The organism is Labrys sp. F242, assembly GCF_057813875.1.
This window is the reverse complement of sequence record NZ_JBVASG010000002.1, coordinates 335,796-351,110: the sequence shown is the minus strand read 5'-3', so window position 1 is coordinate 351,110 and position 15,315 is coordinate 335,796. Positions and strand designations below refer to the sequence as shown.

The following is a 15,315-nucleotide window of genomic DNA, read 5'->3' as shown; positions in this document are numbered from 1 at the left end:
GGCTCTGCGCGGGTCTGGCCATGTCTATGCCGCCACCTGGAGGATATCAGCCGGCACGTCACAAGCGGCGTATATGCCACGGTTGCCCTCTACCGCGCCGGCTGACCGTCAGGCTCGAGGCGCCGAAAAACACCTCCGTGATCCTGCTGCTCTAGGAAGGCCCGAACTAAACTCGGTGGAGAGCAGTCGGCAATATCCAAGTGCCAACTGGCTCTCAAACCGTGCCTTCGTCACTCCCTGACGAGATCGCCCAGCATATTGGCGGCCACGGTGAGCTTGGCCAGGGTCAGGCCACCAGCCGCGATTTCTTCCACCGATTTGCGGATGCGTGCAGCTTCCGGATGGGCCTCAAGCCAGGCCTGCGTGGCCGCCTGGCCGGACTGGCCGGTCGCCAGCATGTCGGCGACCAGGCGCCGCTCGGCCGCCGCGATCTGTTCGATCGCCCGGTCGATGGCCAGGCGCTCGAAATAATCGTTGGCGGGCACGGCGCGCGCGGCTGCGACGATGCGGTCGAGCTGGAAATTGGCCTCCGCCGCATAGAAGGTGGCCGCGGTTTCGCCGATGGCCCGGCCGGTGCGGCCCGCCACCAGGACGATGTCGGGCGCCGAGACCAGGGGATCGAGATTGGCCATCCGGCCGGCGAGGTCCTCGGGCACGCCGCCCTCGACCAACTCGCGGGCGCGCTTGACGCGGGCCGCCTGCATTGCTTCGGGCAGGGAGCTGTCGAGCCCGACGGCGATCTCGTAGACACCGGCGCCGAAACGAGCGATCACGGCTTCCAGCCCCGGCGTGAAATCGACGTTGCGCACGAACCACACCACGCGCGAGAGCAGGAGATCCTGCAGGAAGGCGTAGAGGCTGAGCTGGAGCTGCCCGTCGATGCGGTTATCCAGGGCATCGATGGCATCGTAGAGATAGCGCAGGCCATAGGATTCATCCACGGCGGCGAAGGCCATGGCGATGGCGGTGACGTCGGCATCGGTCTCGTCGCTCAGACGCACCACGCTGGCGGGACCGCCGCGATTGATGATGCCATTGGCAAGATTGGTGGCGATGATCTCCCGCCGCAGCCGATGGTTTTCGACGGCGTCGGGGAACTTGTTCTGTATCTCGGGCGGGAAATAGACCGTCAGTTCGCGGGCGAGATAAGGGTCATCAGGCACGCTTGTGGCGAGCAGGTCATCATAGAGCGTCAGCTTGGCATAGGCGAGCAGCACGGCGAGTTCCGGCCGCGTCAGCGCCTGGCCGCGGCGGGTGCGCTCGGCGATGGCGACGTCGTCGGGCAGGAATTCCACCGCGCGGTCGAGCAGGCCGCGCTGTTCAAGCGACTGCATCAGGCGGGTGAGGAAGCCGGTCTCGGTCACGCCCTTGCGTTCGGAGAGCGAAAGCGTGAGCGTCTGCAGATAGTTGTTGCGCAGCACCAGCGTGCCGACCTCGTCGGTCATGGCAGCGAGCAGGATGTTGCGATCGGCCTGCGTCAGGCGCTGGTCGCGCTCGGGCCGGGCCAGGGCGATCTTGATGTTCACCTCGACGTCCGAGGTGTTCACGCCGGCGGAATTGTCGATCGCGTCGGTGTTGAGCTTGATGCCCTTCTGTGCCGCCTCGATGCGGCCGCGCTGGGTGGCGCCAAGATTGGCGCCCTCGCCGATCACCCGAGCCCTGACATCGGCGCCGGTGATGCGGATGGGATCGTTGGCGCGATCGCCGACCTGGTCGTCGGTCTCGCTGGCAGCGCGGATATAGGTGCCGATGCCGCCGAACCAGAGCAGGTCGGCGCGGGCCTTGAGGATCGCCGTCATCACCTCGGTGGGCGTCGCCTCGGCCTTGTCGAGATCCAGCAGAGCGCGCATTTCGGCGGAAAGCGGGATGGCCTTGAGCGAACGCGAGAACACGCCGCCGCCCTTGGAGATCAGCGACTTGTCGTAATCCTGCCAGCTCGAGCGCGGCAGGTTGAACATGCGAAGCCGCTCGGCATGGCTGGTGACCGGATCGGGCGAGGGATCGATGAAGATGTCGCGATGGTCGAAGGCGGCGACCACCTTGGTGGCTGGCGACAGCAGCATGCCGTTGCCGAAGACGTCGCCCGACATGTCGCCGACGCCGACGGCCGTGAAGGGCTCCACCTGGATATCGGTACCGAGCTCGCGGAAATGCCGCTTCACGGCCTCCCAGGCGCCGCGGGCGGTGATGCCCATCTTCTTGTGGTCATAGCCCTGGCTGCCGCCCGAAGCGAAGGCGTCGCCCAGCCAATGGTGCTTCTCGATGGAGATGGCGTTGGCCGTGTCCGAGAAGGTGGCGGTGCCCTTGTCGGCCGCGACCACCAGATAGGGGTCGTCGCCGTCATGGCGCACGGTGTTGTCGGGCGGCACGATATTGTCGCCGTCCAGATTGTCCGTGAGTTCGAGCAGCGAGCGGATGAAGATGCGGTAGGCTTCCGTGCCTTCGGCCAGCCAGGCATCGCGATTTGCCGGCGGCGGCAGGCGCTTGGGCACGAAGCCGCCCTTGGCGCCGACGGGCACGATCACCGCATTCTTGACCTGCTGTGCCTTGACCAGCCCGAGGATCTCGGTGCGGAAATCCTGGGGGCGGTCCGACCAGCGCAGGCCGCCGCGCGCCACCTTGCCGAAGCGCAGATGGATGCCCTCCACCCGCGGCGAATAAACGAAGATCTCGTAAAGGGGCCTGGGAGCGGGCAGGCCCTCGACCTTGCGGCATTCGAACTTGAAGCTGATCACCGGCCGGGGCTGGCCGTCAGGGCCGACCTGCCAGAGATTGGTGCGCATGATCGCCTGCACCAGATTGGTGAAGCGACGCAGGATGCGATCCTCGTCGAGCGAGGAGACAGACTGCAGTTGCTCCTCGATTTCGCCGACGATCTCGGTTTCGTGTGCGGCGCGTTCGGCATCGGTGGCCGTCAGCCGCGGGTCGTGGCGGGCGCGGAACAGGGCGACGATGCTGGCGGTGATCCGCGGGTTCTTGCGCGCCGTCTCCCACATATAGTCCTGGCTGAAGGGCGCGCGGATCTGGCGCAGATAGCGCGACAGGGCCCGGATGGCCGAGATCTCGCGCCAGCCCAGCGATGTACGCAGGATCAGGGCGTTGTAGCCGTCGGATTCGGCGTAGTCGCCGACCACCGCCATGATCGAGGCCTCAAGGCGGTGCTGGAAGTCGATGCCGGGCGGGATCGGCTCGCCGTCATTGGTCTCCACCGTCATGTCGTGGAGCCAGACCGGAGCCGGGGCCGGCTTGGCTGATGGCGTGATCTCGTAGGTACGCTCGTCGACCACGCGCAGGCCGTGATTCTCGATCACTGGCACGCGATAGGACAGCGACATTGGCGCGCCCTGCGAGAAGACCTTGAGGCCGCAGCGCGTGGGCGTGTCGTCCTCCTCCAGGCGATAGACCAGGATCGCCACGGGACGGGCGGGCGTCAGTTTCTCGATCACGCCGATATCGGCGATCGCCTGGGCGGTGGAGAATGTCTCGGGATAGCCGCCGGTGAAGGCATTGGCATAGCGGTTGCCGAGCAAGCGGGCGCGCATGCCGTCGGTGGTGCCGGTCAGGGCCGCTTTGAGCTTGTCTCCCCAATTGGTAGCGATGGCATTGATATCGGCTTCCAGCGCCGAGCGTTCGATGAGGGGCGTGTCGCCCTCGTAGCGGCCGATGATGTAGTGCACGCGTGCCAACGGACCTTCAGGGAAGGCGGCATAGGACGCGGAAAGGCGGCCCTTATAGGCGTTGGCCAGATAATTGCCGATGCCGATGCGCACGTCGGTGTCGTATTTCTCGCGCGGAATGAAAACGAGGATGGAGACGAAGCGGTCGAATTTGTCGGCCCTCACCAGCGCGCGCAGGCGCGGGCGCTCATAGAGCAGCAGGATCTCCATGGCGAAATTGTAGAGCGTCTCGGAATCGACCTGAACGAGCTCGTCGCGCGGATATTCCTCGAGGATATGCAGGATTGCCTTGCCCGAGTGGCTTTGCGGGTCGAGCCCGGCGCGCTGCAGCACCTGGGCGACCTTGTGGCGGACATAGGGGATCTGGCGCACGGAGCGCGTATAGGCCGCCGAGGTGAACAGGCCGACGACACGCAATTCGCCCTCGACCCGTCCGTCCGGCGTGTAGAGCTTGACGCCGATATAGTCCATGCGCACGCGGCGGTGGACGCGGCTGTTCACATTCGCCTTGGTGACGATCAGGATCGTCGGCTCGCGCATGAATTCGCGGATTTCCGGCGTCATCACCACCAGTTCGGTGCCGCGGCGCAGGATCTTGACCTCGGGGTCCCTGAGGATGCCGAGGCCTTCGCCCTCGCTGACCTCGTCGGAAGCGTCGCTGTCGGTGGAGAAACGGTATTCGCGCAGGCCCAGGAAGGTGAAGTTGTCGGAGCAGATCCATTGCAGGAGCTGGTTTGCCTCGGCGATCTCGTCGACCGGCAGAGGCGGCGGGTTGGTGCGGAAGGATTCGATCGCCTGCTCCACCCGGTCACGCATGGCGCGCCAGTCTCTCACGCAGGCCCCGACGTCGTTGAACACCAGCGTCAGTCCGTCGATCAGGTTCTGCCGGTCGGCATCCGAATCGATGCGGGCGATATGGATGTGGATGAGACTCTCGCGCACGCCCTTGCTGCCCTCCGGCAGGGCGTCGCCGAAGAACTGCAGGAGCTTGCCCTGGGCATCGCGCTCCAGCGCGATGATGGGATGGGCAACCAATTGTGCCTCGATTCCCCGTTCCGAAAGCTCGGCCATGGTGGAATCGAACAAGAAGGGCATGTTGTCGTTGAGGATCTCGATGACCGAAATTTCGCGGCCGTCGGGCATGTCGGGATTGACGACGCGGATATCGGCTTGGCCGGGCGTGCGGCGCTGCACATGGTCCCAGGCCTGCTCAGCCAGGAAGGCGAGCGAGGCGGCGTCATGCGTGGCGAGATCCTCGAGGGTGGTTCGGCCGAAGAGCACCTCGGCGAAAGTGGGGGGTGTCTTGCCTGGCTGAAGGCTCCTTGCTGCCTTGTGGATCAGGGCCGCCCGGGCTTCATCATCGCGCCACGCCATCTCGTTCATCCCTTCTTGCTACGCCGCTTGCTTGCGGCGCTCTGTGGAATTTCCGAACCCGCCCGTCGACGGGCTCGGAAATTCCACATCAGCCGAACACCGTGCCGGCCTTCCCAGGACGAGAAATCCTCGTCCTGGGAAGGCCGGCTTTGCCCGGTCGATGCGGCCTTGGTGACCATAGCTGAAATTAAGGCCGCTCAAAGTCCAGGCACGACGGAAATTGCCAAATTGCGATGACAATATCGAGAAAGAGAACGGCGCATTGTTAATGAGGTTGCCTTAGGGGCAGATCGGGGCCACAGAGGCAGGCGCGGAGCCTCGATTTAGGTGTTTCCGCACCATCGCGATAACGGCCTCTTGCGAATTGACGGAATCGGTAGGAATCGCAGGACGCTCTAGCCGATCCATTGGATTGGCTTGGAAACAAGGAGCTGGAGCAAACGAGCGTTTCCGTCCAAACGCGCTTTACTCCGGGAAACAGGCAATGAGCGCAACAGGCACGGGTTCTTCGGTCGATCCCAAGGAGATCGAACGTTTCGAGGCGATGGCGGCCGATTGGTGGAATCCGCGCGGTACCATGCGGGCGCTGCACCGATTGAATCCGGTGCGCCTGCGCTATGTGCGGGATCAGATCGCTGGGCATTTCGGCCGTTCCGCCGTCGCCCTGGACGGTCTGAAGGGCCTCAAGCTCGCCGATATCGGCTGCGGTGCCGGCCTGCTCAGCGAGCCGCTGGCCAAGCTCGGGGGCGAGGTCGTCGGCGTCGACATGGCCGCGACCAATGTCGAGATGGCCAGGGTCCATGCCGCGCGATCGGGCCTCGCCATCGATTATCGCATCCTGGCGGCGGAGGATCTCGAAGCGGCCGGTGAGCGCTTCGACGTGGTATTGGCGATGGAGATCGTCGAGCATGTCACCGACCCCGCCGCCTTCCTGAAGACATGCGCAGGCCTGGTGAAACCCGGAGGCCTCCTCTTCATCGCCACTCTCAATCGCACCATGAAGGCCTATGCGCTGGCCATCGTCGCAGCGGAGAAGGTGCTGGGCTGGGTGCCGCGTGGCACGCATGACTGGAACAAGTTCGTCACGCCGGCGGAGATCGAGGACGCGGTGACGCCGGAAGGTCTGGCCGAACTCGACCGCTGCGGCGTGATCTACAATCCGCTGCTGGACGAATGGCGGCTCAGCCGCGACACCGACGTCAACTTCATGATGGTGTTTTCGCGAGCGGCGTGACGGGCCTCAGGGCAGGTTGTCCCTGAGATAGATGTCGATGCGGATGCGCTCCTGGCCTTGGTCGATGGGCTGGCCGTCGGTGAGGGCGCGCAGCACGCGCATGGCGCTGCGCGCTTCATGGCCGGGGTCCTGGTTGAGGATGGCGTCGAAAGTGCCGTCGATCAGGGCCTCGCGGCAATGGGTCGTCAGTTCATGGGCGATCACGCAGATGCGAGCGCCGGCATGGCGCTTGTTCAAGGCTGCGATCACACCGCGATTGCCGCCGCCGAGGCTGTAGAGGCCGATGACGTCGGGATGGCGGTCGAGCAGGGCGCCGAGCACCTCCTCGACGATGGCGCCATTGTCGAGGCCTTCGATCACCGGCAGGGTGACGAGATCGGGATATTCGGTGCGCAGCACGCGCTCGAAGCCGAAATGGCGCTCGACATGGTCGCGCAGCAGCATCGAGCCGGCAAGCACGGCGATCCGTCCCGAGCGGCCGCGCAGGAAACGGCCCATCAGGGAGCCGGCGGTGCGCCCGGCTGCGCTGTTGTCGATGCCGACGAAGTGGGAGCGACGCGAGGCCGGCACGTCGGACACCAGCGTCACCACCGGAATGCCGCGCTCGGCCAGGCGGTCGATGGCCTGGCGCACCTGGGCGTTTTCGGTGGCCACCACGGCCACGCCAGAGGTATCGGCGCTGTCGAGCCCGTTGAGGATTTCGGCGAGCTTGCCATCGTCGAAGGGCGGGATCTCGATGATGCGGATGTTGATGCGATCGGCGGCGTTGAGTTCGGACAAGCGCGTGGCCTCGTTTGCCAGGTTGCGCATGAAGGTGTTTACGCCGACGGGAACGAGAAAGACGAAGCGATATTCCTGCTGCTTGGCCAGCATGGCCGCCGCCATGTCGCGGCGATAGTTCAGCCGGGCCATGGCTTGCTCGACCTTCTCGATCGTCGCCGGCCGTACGCCGCCGCGGCGATTGAGCACGCGGTCGATGGTGGCGAGGCTCACGCCTGCCGCACTTGCCAGATCGTGCACCGTTGCCCGCGCCATGGTTCTACCTGTCCCGATCTTTCGGGAACGTACCTCAGAAGAAATGGGGACGCAAACGGTTCAAGGCCGAGATCAATTTTGATATTTTTCTCAATATCCTTTATATTTCAATAGGATATGAAAGTGGCTCCAACACTCAACCGGGAATGGGAATTGAGTGTTGGAGCCTGATTTCTTGATGAGGGGCGCTCATCATCGCCCAGGTTCCGGGGCGTGATTGGCCACAAAAAGCCGGCATTGCTGCCGGCCTTTGGCGTCCGATCGTAGATCGTTCGTGCTTGCCAGTCTTATTGCATCAGGGGTGCAACTTTGGGCCAGACTTCCTGGACGCCGCGATAGATCATGTCGCCGGCGACGTAGAGGATGGCGATCAGGCCGATATAGGCGATCCAGCGATAACGATGGAGCAGGCGGGCGATCAGGCTGGCGGCAATGCCCATCAGCGCGATCGAGACGATTAGGCCGAAGATCAGCACCCACAGATGGTCGCGCGCCGCGCCGGCAACGGCCAGCACGTTGTCGAGCGACATCGAGACGTCGGCGATCACGATCTGCCATGCAGCCTGGGCGAAGCTCTTGCGTGGGGTGCCATTGGTCTCGCCATTGCCGTTCTCACCGTCGAGGGCATGCTGGGCGGCAGCCTCCTCGCTGTGGCTGGTGCGCAGTTCGCGCCACATTTTCCAGCACACCCACAGGAGCAGGATGCCGCCGGCGAGAAGCAGGCCGACGATGGCGAGAAGCTGGGTCGTGATGGCGGCAAAGAACACGCGCAGCACGGTGGCGGCGGCGATGCCGATCAGGATGGCGCGGGTGCGCTGTTCCTTGGGAAGGCCGGCGGCGGCAAGGCCGATGACGATTGCGTTGTCGCCGGCCAGGACCAGGTCGATCAGGATGACCTGGCCGAGGGCAACCATGGAGGAGACCGAAACGGCTTCCGACAGGATGGCAAAAATATCAGGCATGGAGGAGGGCTCTCTCGTTCCGGTGCGGGAGAGCGGTGCCGATTCGAGCCAGGAGGGAAGCCTGGGGCGCTAGGGGGACGCCGACGCGCCGGGACCGCTCTGTTTGCTCCAGTCCGACATCACAGTTCCCAGAACTCAACGCATTGGGAACTGCCAGAGGGGCCCGGCCTGGTGCGGGTGGTGTACTGCAAGTCGAGATGAAAGAAAAGTAACGTTCCGGCATGGCTGCCGGAACGTGATTTCAATCCTCGGAAGCGGCGAGCTGGGTGAGGACCTTGCCGCGTCCGCGCCAGCGCATATAGGCGGGAACGACCAAAGCGAGGGCCGCGATGCTGAAGAGGATCACTGCCGGTGCCGAACTGAAGAAACCCTGATGAAGCTGGAGCGCCTTGCGAAGCTGTTCTTCGGCCAGCGGCCCGAGGATCAGCCCCACCACCACGGGCGCGATCGGATAGTCGTAGAGCCTGAGGCCGTAGCCCATCAGGCCGAAGGCGAGCAGCATGGCAAGCTGGGCCGGCGAGGGATTGGACGCCAGCGTGCCGAGCGTGGCGAACAGCAGGATGCCGGCATAGAGCCAGGGGCGCGGGATGGACAGCAGCTTCACCCACAGGCCGACCAGCGGCAGGTTCAGCGCCAGCAGCATGAAATTGGCGACCAGCAGGCTGGCGATCAGACCCCAGACCAGCTGCGGATTGGAAGTGAAGAGCTGGGCTCCCGGCTGCAGGCCGAATTGTTGGAAGCCGGCGAGCATGACGGCGGCGGTCGCCGAGGTCGGTAGGCCGAGCGTCAGCAACGGCACCAGCGTGCCCGCGGCCGAGGCGTTGTTGGCAGCCTCCGGTCCAGCGACACCCTCGATGGCGCCATGGCCGAACTCCTCGGGCTTTTCCGCCAGGCGCTTCTCGGCGGCATAGGAGAGGAAGGTGCCGATCTCCGCGCCGCCCGCCGGCATCGCTCCGATCGGAAAGCCGAACAAGGTGCCGCGCAGCCAGGGCTTCCAGGAACGCCGCCAGTCCTCTTTGCTCATCCAGAGCGAGCCTTTGATCGCCTCGACCGTGCCGGTGCTGAGCTGGTGGGTGGCCGCCACTGCCAGCGCCTCGCCGATGGCGAACAGGGCGACGGCGAGGATGGTGACCTCGACGCCGCCGCGCAGATCGGCAAGGCCCATGGTCAGGCGCCCGTTCTGGCCGCTGACGATATCCTTGCCGATCAGGCCGATGACGAGGCCGATGAACAGCGAGGTCAGGCCCCTGAGCGCCGAATTGCCGAACGCCGCCGACACCGTGACGAAAGCGAGCACCATCAGGGCGAATTTGTCGATGAACTTGAAGGCCAGGGCGAACTTGACCACCCAGGGCGCGATGAAGGCCAAGGCCAGCGTCGCCAGCAGGCCGGCGACGAAGGAGCCGATGGCAGCCGTCGCCAGAGCGGGGCCACCCCGCCCGGCCTTAGCCATCTTGTTGCCTTCGACGGCGGTGACCATCGAGGAACTCTCGCCCGGCGTGTTGAGCAGGATCGAGGTGGTCGAGCCGCCATACATGCCGCCATAGTAGATGCCGGCGAACATGATGAGCGCGCCGGTGCCCGAAGGGTCGAGCTGGAAGGTCACTGGCAGCAGCAGGGCGATAGTCAGCGCCGGGCCGATGCCGGGCAGCACGCCGATCAGCGTGCCCAGCGTGACGCCGATGAAGGCGCAGATGAGGTTGAACGGTTGCAGGGCGACCGCCAATCCGTCGACCAGATGACCGAATGTCTGCATCGAAGGGTCCTAGCCTGAAGTGTCGTGCGAGCCGGCGAGATCGCCGGGAACCGCAAAGCCACGTCGAAACAACAAGAATTCCGGAACAATGAGAGGTGGAGCTATGGCGCCTACGCGTTGAAACGGGCTTTGCTCCGGGAGGCCGATCCTGGAATCAATTGTTCAGGAGCGCGGAGACGGCGTGTTCCAGCGGTCCCTGCGGCAGTGACAATTGCAGGAGCTGCGAGAAAGCCAGCCAGGTCAGGAAGGACAGCACCACGCCGACCAGGCAGGCCAGCCAGAGCGGCTTGCCGAAGCCGCGGGCGGCCAGCCCGAACAACAGGCCGCTGGCCAGCGAGAAGCCGGCACTGACCGCGATCAGCAGGATCTGCGCCAGCAGGCCGGCAATCACCCAGGCGACCGCCGTGAAATCCTGGCTTTCCTCCGGCGCCGGCGTCTTGCCGCGCAGGGCCGATACCAGCGTGGCGACGGCGAGGACGAGCAATCCCGCCGCGACGGCGTAGGGGAAGGCAGCCGGCCCGAGCGGGTCGCTGGCGACCTTGGTGTTGAGCATGGCCGCGTCCGTGCCGATGACGACGGCTGATATCACCAGGCTGGCTGCGATCACCAGCCCGGCGACGGTGGAGCCGGGCGGACGCCCGCGCTCCGTCTTGCTCCCGGCGCTGCTCATTTGACCAGGCCGATGTCTTTGAGCACCGTGCCGGTGGCGGCGATGTCGCTCTTCAGCGCGGCGTCGAAGGCATCACCGGACAGATAGGTGTCGGTCCAGCCGCGGGTCTTGAGCGTGTCCTGCCAGGTCTTCGACTTCACCATCTTCTCGATATCGGCCGTGATGGCGGCCTTCTGCTCGGGCGTGATGCCGGGCGCGGCCGCGACCATGCGCCAATTCTCCAGGGCAACGTCGACGCCGGCTTCCTTGAAGGTGGGGGCATCGACGCCGTCGATGCGCTTGGTGCCGGAGACGGCGAGGAGGCGCAGCGCACCGCCCTTGATCTGGCTTTCGAACTCGCCATAGCCGGAAATGCCGGCCGTCACCTGCTCGCTGAGCACGGCCGCGACGGCTTCGCCGCCGCCGGCGAAGGCGACATAATTGATCTTGGAGGGATCGACGCCCACGGCCTTGGCGAACAGGCCCGCAGTGATGTGGTCGGTGCCGCCTGCCGAGCCGCCGGCCCAGGATACCGCGCCGGGATCCTTCTTCAGGGCCTCGACCAGGTCACCCAGTGTCTTGATCGGCGAGGAGGCCGGCACGACGATGGCTTCGCTCTCGCCGGTGAGGCGGGCGATCGGCGTGACGTCGGCGAGGCTGACGGCGGAATTGTTGGTCAGGATGGCGCCGACCATGACATAGCCGCCGACGATCAGTGCGGAGGGGCTGCCCTTGGACTGGTTGACGAACTGGGACAGGCCGATGGTGCCGCCGGCGCCGGCGACATTGTTGACCTGCACGTTGCGGGCGATCTTTTCGGTGCGCAGCGCTATCTGCATGGTGCGGGCGGTCTGGTCCCAGCCGCCGCCCGGCGCTGCCGGAGCCATGATCTCATATCCCGCCGTCTGGGCAAGAGCTGTGAGGCTGGAAAAAGCCAGGGCGCCCGCGGTGGCGCAGGCAAGCAAGAGTTTCTTCATCATTTCCTCCTTGAGCAAGCGCGTTCATGGCTGAACGCTTGTTTGCTCCAACGCTTTTTTTCGACGCGTCTTTGCGATTTGAAGCACGGCGGCAAATCGCAGAACGCTTTGGCGGGCCAGCCGCCTTGTCATGATCGTGTCGGTAGGAAAGGAGGAATGGATACATGCCCACGGGCCGCTCGATGAGCAGCCGTCCCCCCTGGTCCCACGTCTCGCTCCGGGCCTTGCAAGGTCCGGTTGCAGAGACGATAGCAATTATTCCTGTCAGCGACCTGTCAGCGCGAGCCGTCGGTGACGAGTTGGCGCCAGGTCGCCAGGAAACGGGCCTTGCGCTCCTGATCGAGCGCCACCAGCAGGGCCGGGCCGAGCGTGATCGGCTGCAGCACGCCGCGCGATGCGGCGCTGATGCGTTCCGCCGTCCAGCCGCCCGGCGTGCCGGGCACGATCGAGCCGAGGGCGGCCTGGCCGGCCACCACCGCCTGGCCCCGGGGGGAGAGGACATAGTCGATGAAGGCACGCCCGAGATCGGGCTGGTTGGCCCAGCGCGGCACCAGCATCACCCGGGTGAGGATGAGGGCGTAATCGTCGGGAATGATGATGCCGATGCGCTTGTCTAAGCGCTGGCGTGCGTAGGCGTAGGAGCCCAGCACATTGTAGCCCAGCGCCAGGGAACCCGAGGCGATACCCTCGAGGATGGCCGGGCTGGAGCCGGAGAGCTTGACATCGGCCCGGCCGAGCGCGCGGGTCAGGCGCCAGAAATTCGAGGAGATCTGGGCATCCTGCGCCGCCAGTAGATGGCCGACCCCGCTCTGGCCGATGTCGTAGGTCGCGACCTTGCCGCGGAAGCGCTCTGTCTCCTTCTCCAGGAGCTCGGTGAGAGCCAGATGGGAGTGCGGGGCCTGGCCGTCGGGCACCTGGGTGCGGTTGTAGACGATGACGATTGGCTCGAAGGTGAAGCCGAAGATTTCGGAACGCCAACTGGCCCAGGCCGGTAGGGCCGGCAGCAAGGGCGAGGCATGGGCAAGGGCGTGGCCGTCATTGGCGAGCTTGACCTGCAAATCGGCCGCCGAGGAAACCAATAGATCGACATCGATATCCAGCCGGCTCTCCAGCGTGCGCTGATAGAGCGGCAGCGTGTCGGTCTCCTCATAGCGCACGCTGACGTCGGGGCGCAGTTCCTGGAAGTCGTGGATCAGCAATTCGAACTGCGGCGTGTCGGTGGTGCCGAGGATCGAGAGTGTTGGCCCGCCGGGCACCGGCGCCGGATAGAGCTTGGCCGCGGCCTGGGCCGTGTCGTTCCAGCCGCCGCCGATGGCGATGCCGAGGGCCAGAGCGAGCGCCGCCATGCCGCGTCTGAGGACGGCGCGCCCTCTCGCCTGTACCGGCACCAGCGGCAATTCGAGACGGACCTCCAGCCCGCCGCCGGGCCGGTCATGCAATGACAGGCTGCCGCCATGGGCCTGCACCACGGTGCGGGCGATCGGCAGACCGAGCCCCGAGCCCACGGTGCCGGCACCGCTCTTCCCTCGCTGAAAACGCTGGAGCACGATGTCCTTCTCGGTATCGGGAATGCCCGGGCCGTGGTCGCGGACCATGATGAGCAAGCGTTCGCCCGGCGCCGTATCAGCCACGATCTCCACCACGCTATCAGGAGCATAGAGCAGGGCATTGCCGGCGAGGTTGCGCAGCATTTCCTGCAAGGCGAGGCGGTCGCCCATGAGACGGGCGCCGGCCAGGGCGGGCGCGACGGTCACGGTGAGCCGCCCGGTCTCGTCCGGATCGAAGCGGCGTGCGACGTCCTCGACGATGTCGGCGATGGGGATGAGGGCGGATTCGCGGCTCTCGAGCCGGTGGGTCAGCGTCGCCTCCATCAGGAGTTGGCTGACGAGCTCGCTGGCATGCACGGCGTTGCGATGGATCTTGGACACACGTTCGTGCAGGGCCTGGTAGTCGCTTTCGTCCAGCGCCACTTCGGCCTGGGCGCGCAGGGAGGCGAGGGGGGTGCGCACCTGATGGGCGGCGTCGGCGACCACGCCCGACAGCGCGTTCATCACGCTGGCGAGGCGGCGCATGAAATCGTTGAGGGCGGCGACGAGCTGGCTGACTTCTATCGGTACCGGCACGGTGAGAGGGGAAAGATCCTGCGGCGCGCGATCGCGCAGCGCCGCCTCCACCGTGGTGAGCGGGGCGAAGGCCCGCTGCACGCCGAACCAGACCAGGGCCAAGGCGAGCACGAGGATGCCGATCAGCGGCAGCACCGCCCGCGAGACGATTTCCGAGGCGAGAGCGGTACGTGCCCCGCGGGTTTCGGCGACCCGGATGGTCACCCAGCCGGCGGCGCTGCTAGCCGAGATCAGGCGGCCGATGCTGGCGACGCGCACGGGTTCGCCGTGATAGCGCGAATCGGCGAAGGCGGTTTCAGCCGAGCGCACGGCCGGCAATTCCTCGGCGAGATCGCCATAGCCGGTGACCAGGGCACCATCGGGAGCCTCGACCTGGTAATAGATGCGGTCGCCCCCCGAGCCGAGCATGGCGAGGGCCGCATAGGGCAGTTCGACGGTGACACGGCCTTCCTCGACCAGCACGGCGCCGGCGATGGTGAGCGCGGAGGCGGTGAGGAGGCGGTCATAGGCCTGGTCGGCGGCACGGCGGGCATAGGAATGGATGAAGACGATGAAGGCGAGCGCGGCGATGGCGAGCACCAGCAGGGCCGCGGCCAGCACGCGGCGGCGGATCGAGGCGGTTGCGCGCGCGGGGGTCGCCAGGGAGACGGGTGCGGATGCGACGGTCACGGGCGTGACGGGATCAGGGACCGTCATGCCGCCGCGCCATATAACCCGCGCCGCGCATCGTCACGATCTCGATGCCGGCACCCTGCAGCTTGCGGCGTAGCCGCGAGACCAGCAGTTCCAGGGCGTTGACCGTGACCTCGTCGTCCAGGCTGAACACCTGGTCCATCAGCCGTTCCTTCGGCGCCACCTGGCCGAGCTTGGCGACGAGAATTTCGAGCAGGCGGAATTCGCGTCGCCCGCAATCGATGGGCTTGCCCTGGATCGCGACCGTGCGCGCCGCGAGGTCGATCGTCAGGGCCTCGACCTCGATGGTGCTCGCGCGCATGCCGGCCGGCCGCCGCATCACCGCACGGAGCCTCGCCTCGAATTCGCGCAGATCGAAGGGTTTGACCAGATAGTCGTCGGCGCCGAGGTCGAGCAGGCTGATCTTGTCGTCGACCTCCGAGCGGGCGGTGACCACCAGCACCGGGGTGCCGTGGCCGGCCCGGCGCAGATCGGACAGGATGGCGAAGCCATCGCGGCCCGGCAGCATCACGTCGAGCACCACCGCGTCGAAGGTTTCCTCGCGCAGGCGCTCGGAGGCGAGCGTGCCGTCGCGCAGCCATTCCACGGCATGGCCGGAGCTGCGCAGCCTCGCCACCATGGCATCGCCCAGATCCTCGGCGTCCTCGACCAGCAGGATGCGCAATCGACCTCCCTTTTCGTTGGGGAGACTGTAGGGCCGAGCGGGCGCATAGGGAAGGCGGGATTGGGCGGCGGACCCAAGGAACGCCGGACCCACGATGATTGAGGCGCGACCTGCCTTCTCCACGCAGTGGGGAAGGTGGCCCGACGAAGTCGGGTCGGATGGGGTGTGGAG

At 65.9% G+C, this 15,315-nt stretch carries 9 protein-coding genes; 1 reads left to right on the top strand and 8 read right to left on the bottom strand.

What is annotated here, in order from left to right; genetic code table 11:
* Positions 1–230 precede the first annotated feature (230 nt).
* Positions 231–5,051, bottom strand: a complete 4,821-nt coding sequence (locus ACZYTC_RS17155) for an NAD-glutamate dehydrogenase (RefSeq protein WP_488990160.1) — start codon at positions 5,049–5,051, stop codon at positions 231–233.
* A 484-nt stretch (positions 5,052–5,535) separates the two neighbouring features.
* Between ACZYTC_RS17155 and ubiG the strand changes: the two genes are divergently transcribed.
* Positions 5,536–6,285 carry a bifunctional 2-polyprenyl-6-hydroxyphenol methylase/3-demethylubiquinol 3-O-methyltransferase UbiG gene (ubiG, locus tag ACZYTC_RS17150; protein WP_434959284.1) on the top strand — a complete coding sequence of 250 codons (750 nt, stop codon included), beginning with the start codon at positions 5,536–5,538 and terminating at the stop codon, positions 6,283–6,285.
* A gap of 6 nt (positions 6,286–6,291) precedes the next feature.
* Here the strand turns inward: ubiG and ACZYTC_RS17145 are convergent, their stop codons facing one another.
* The 7 genes from ACZYTC_RS17145 to ACZYTC_RS17115 all read right to left on the bottom strand — a co-directional run bounded on the left by ACZYTC_RS17145 (position 6,292) and on the right by ACZYTC_RS17115 (position 15,144).
* A complete protein-coding gene (locus ACZYTC_RS17145; protein WP_441772922.1) occupies positions 6,292–7,320 on the bottom strand; it encodes a LacI family DNA-binding transcriptional regulator in 1,029 nt (342 codons plus the stop codon).
* Between the two features lie 287 nt (positions 7,321–7,607).
* Positions 7,608–8,282, bottom strand: coding sequence for a TerC family protein (locus ACZYTC_RS17140; protein WP_434959286.1), 675 nt, complete (start codon positions 8,280–8,282; stop codon positions 7,608–7,610).
* Between the two features lie 241 nt (positions 8,283–8,523).
* Positions 8,524–10,038 (bottom strand): tripartite tricarboxylate transporter permease, encoded by a 1,515-nt coding sequence (locus ACZYTC_RS17135; protein WP_488990159.1) that lies wholly within the window; start codon positions 10,036–10,038, stop codon positions 8,524–8,526.
* 154 nt (positions 10,039–10,192) lie between these two features.
* Positions 10,193–10,708 (bottom strand): tripartite tricarboxylate transporter TctB family protein, encoded by a 516-nt coding sequence (locus ACZYTC_RS17130; RefSeq protein WP_441772920.1) that lies wholly within the window; start codon positions 10,706–10,708, stop codon positions 10,193–10,195.
* Complete coding sequence (locus ACZYTC_RS17125; RefSeq protein WP_441772919.1) at positions 10,705–11,664, bottom strand: Bug family tripartite tricarboxylate transporter substrate binding protein; 960 nt, start codon at positions 11,662–11,664, stop codon at positions 10,705–10,707. The genes ACZYTC_RS17130 and ACZYTC_RS17125 overlap by 4 nt, the downstream gene beginning before the upstream one ends.
* Positions 11,665–11,939: 275 nt before the next feature.
* Positions 11,940–14,483: a sensor histidine kinase gene (locus tag ACZYTC_RS17120; RefSeq protein ID WP_488990158.1), complete on the bottom strand. Its 2,544-nt coding sequence runs from the start codon at positions 14,481–14,483 to the stop codon at positions 11,940–11,942.
* Complete coding sequence (locus ACZYTC_RS17115; protein ID WP_434959290.1) at positions 14,470–15,144, bottom strand: response regulator transcription factor; 675 nt, start codon at positions 15,142–15,144, stop codon at positions 14,470–14,472. Before ACZYTC_RS17115 ends, ACZYTC_RS17120 begins: the two co-directional genes overlap by 14 nt.
* Between the last annotated feature and the right edge of the window lie 171 nt (positions 15,145–15,315).

Coding starts and splice junctions, on each gene's coding strand:
- ACZYTC_RS17155 (WP_488990160.1), bottom strand. CDS start 5,051: ATGGCGTGGCGCGATGATGAAGCCCGGGCGGCCCTGATCCACAAGGCA.
- ubiG (WP_434959284.1), top strand. CDS start 5,536: ATGAGCGCAACAGGCACGGGTTCTTCGGTCGATCCCAAGGAGATCGAA.
- ACZYTC_RS17145 (WP_441772922.1), bottom strand. CDS start 7,320: ATGGCGCGGGCAACGGTGCACGATCTGGCAAGTGCGGCAGGCGTGAGC.
- ACZYTC_RS17140 (WP_434959286.1), bottom strand. CDS start 8,282: ATGCCTGATATTTTTGCCATCCTGTCGGAAGCCGTTTCGGTCTCCTCC.
- ACZYTC_RS17135 (WP_488990159.1), bottom strand. CDS start 10,038: ATGCAGACATTCGGTCATCTGGTCGACGGATTGGCGGTCGCCCTGCAA.
- ACZYTC_RS17130 (WP_441772920.1), bottom strand. CDS start 10,708: ATGAGCAGCGCCGGGAGCAAGACGGAGCGCGGGCGTCCGCCCGGCTCC.
- ACZYTC_RS17125 (WP_441772919.1), bottom strand. CDS start 11,664: ATGAAGAAACTCTTGCTTGCCTGCGCCACCGCGGGCGCCCTGGCTTTT.
- ACZYTC_RS17120 (WP_488990158.1), bottom strand. CDS start 14,483: ATGACGGTCCCTGATCCCGTCACGCCCGTGACCGTCGCATCCGCACCC.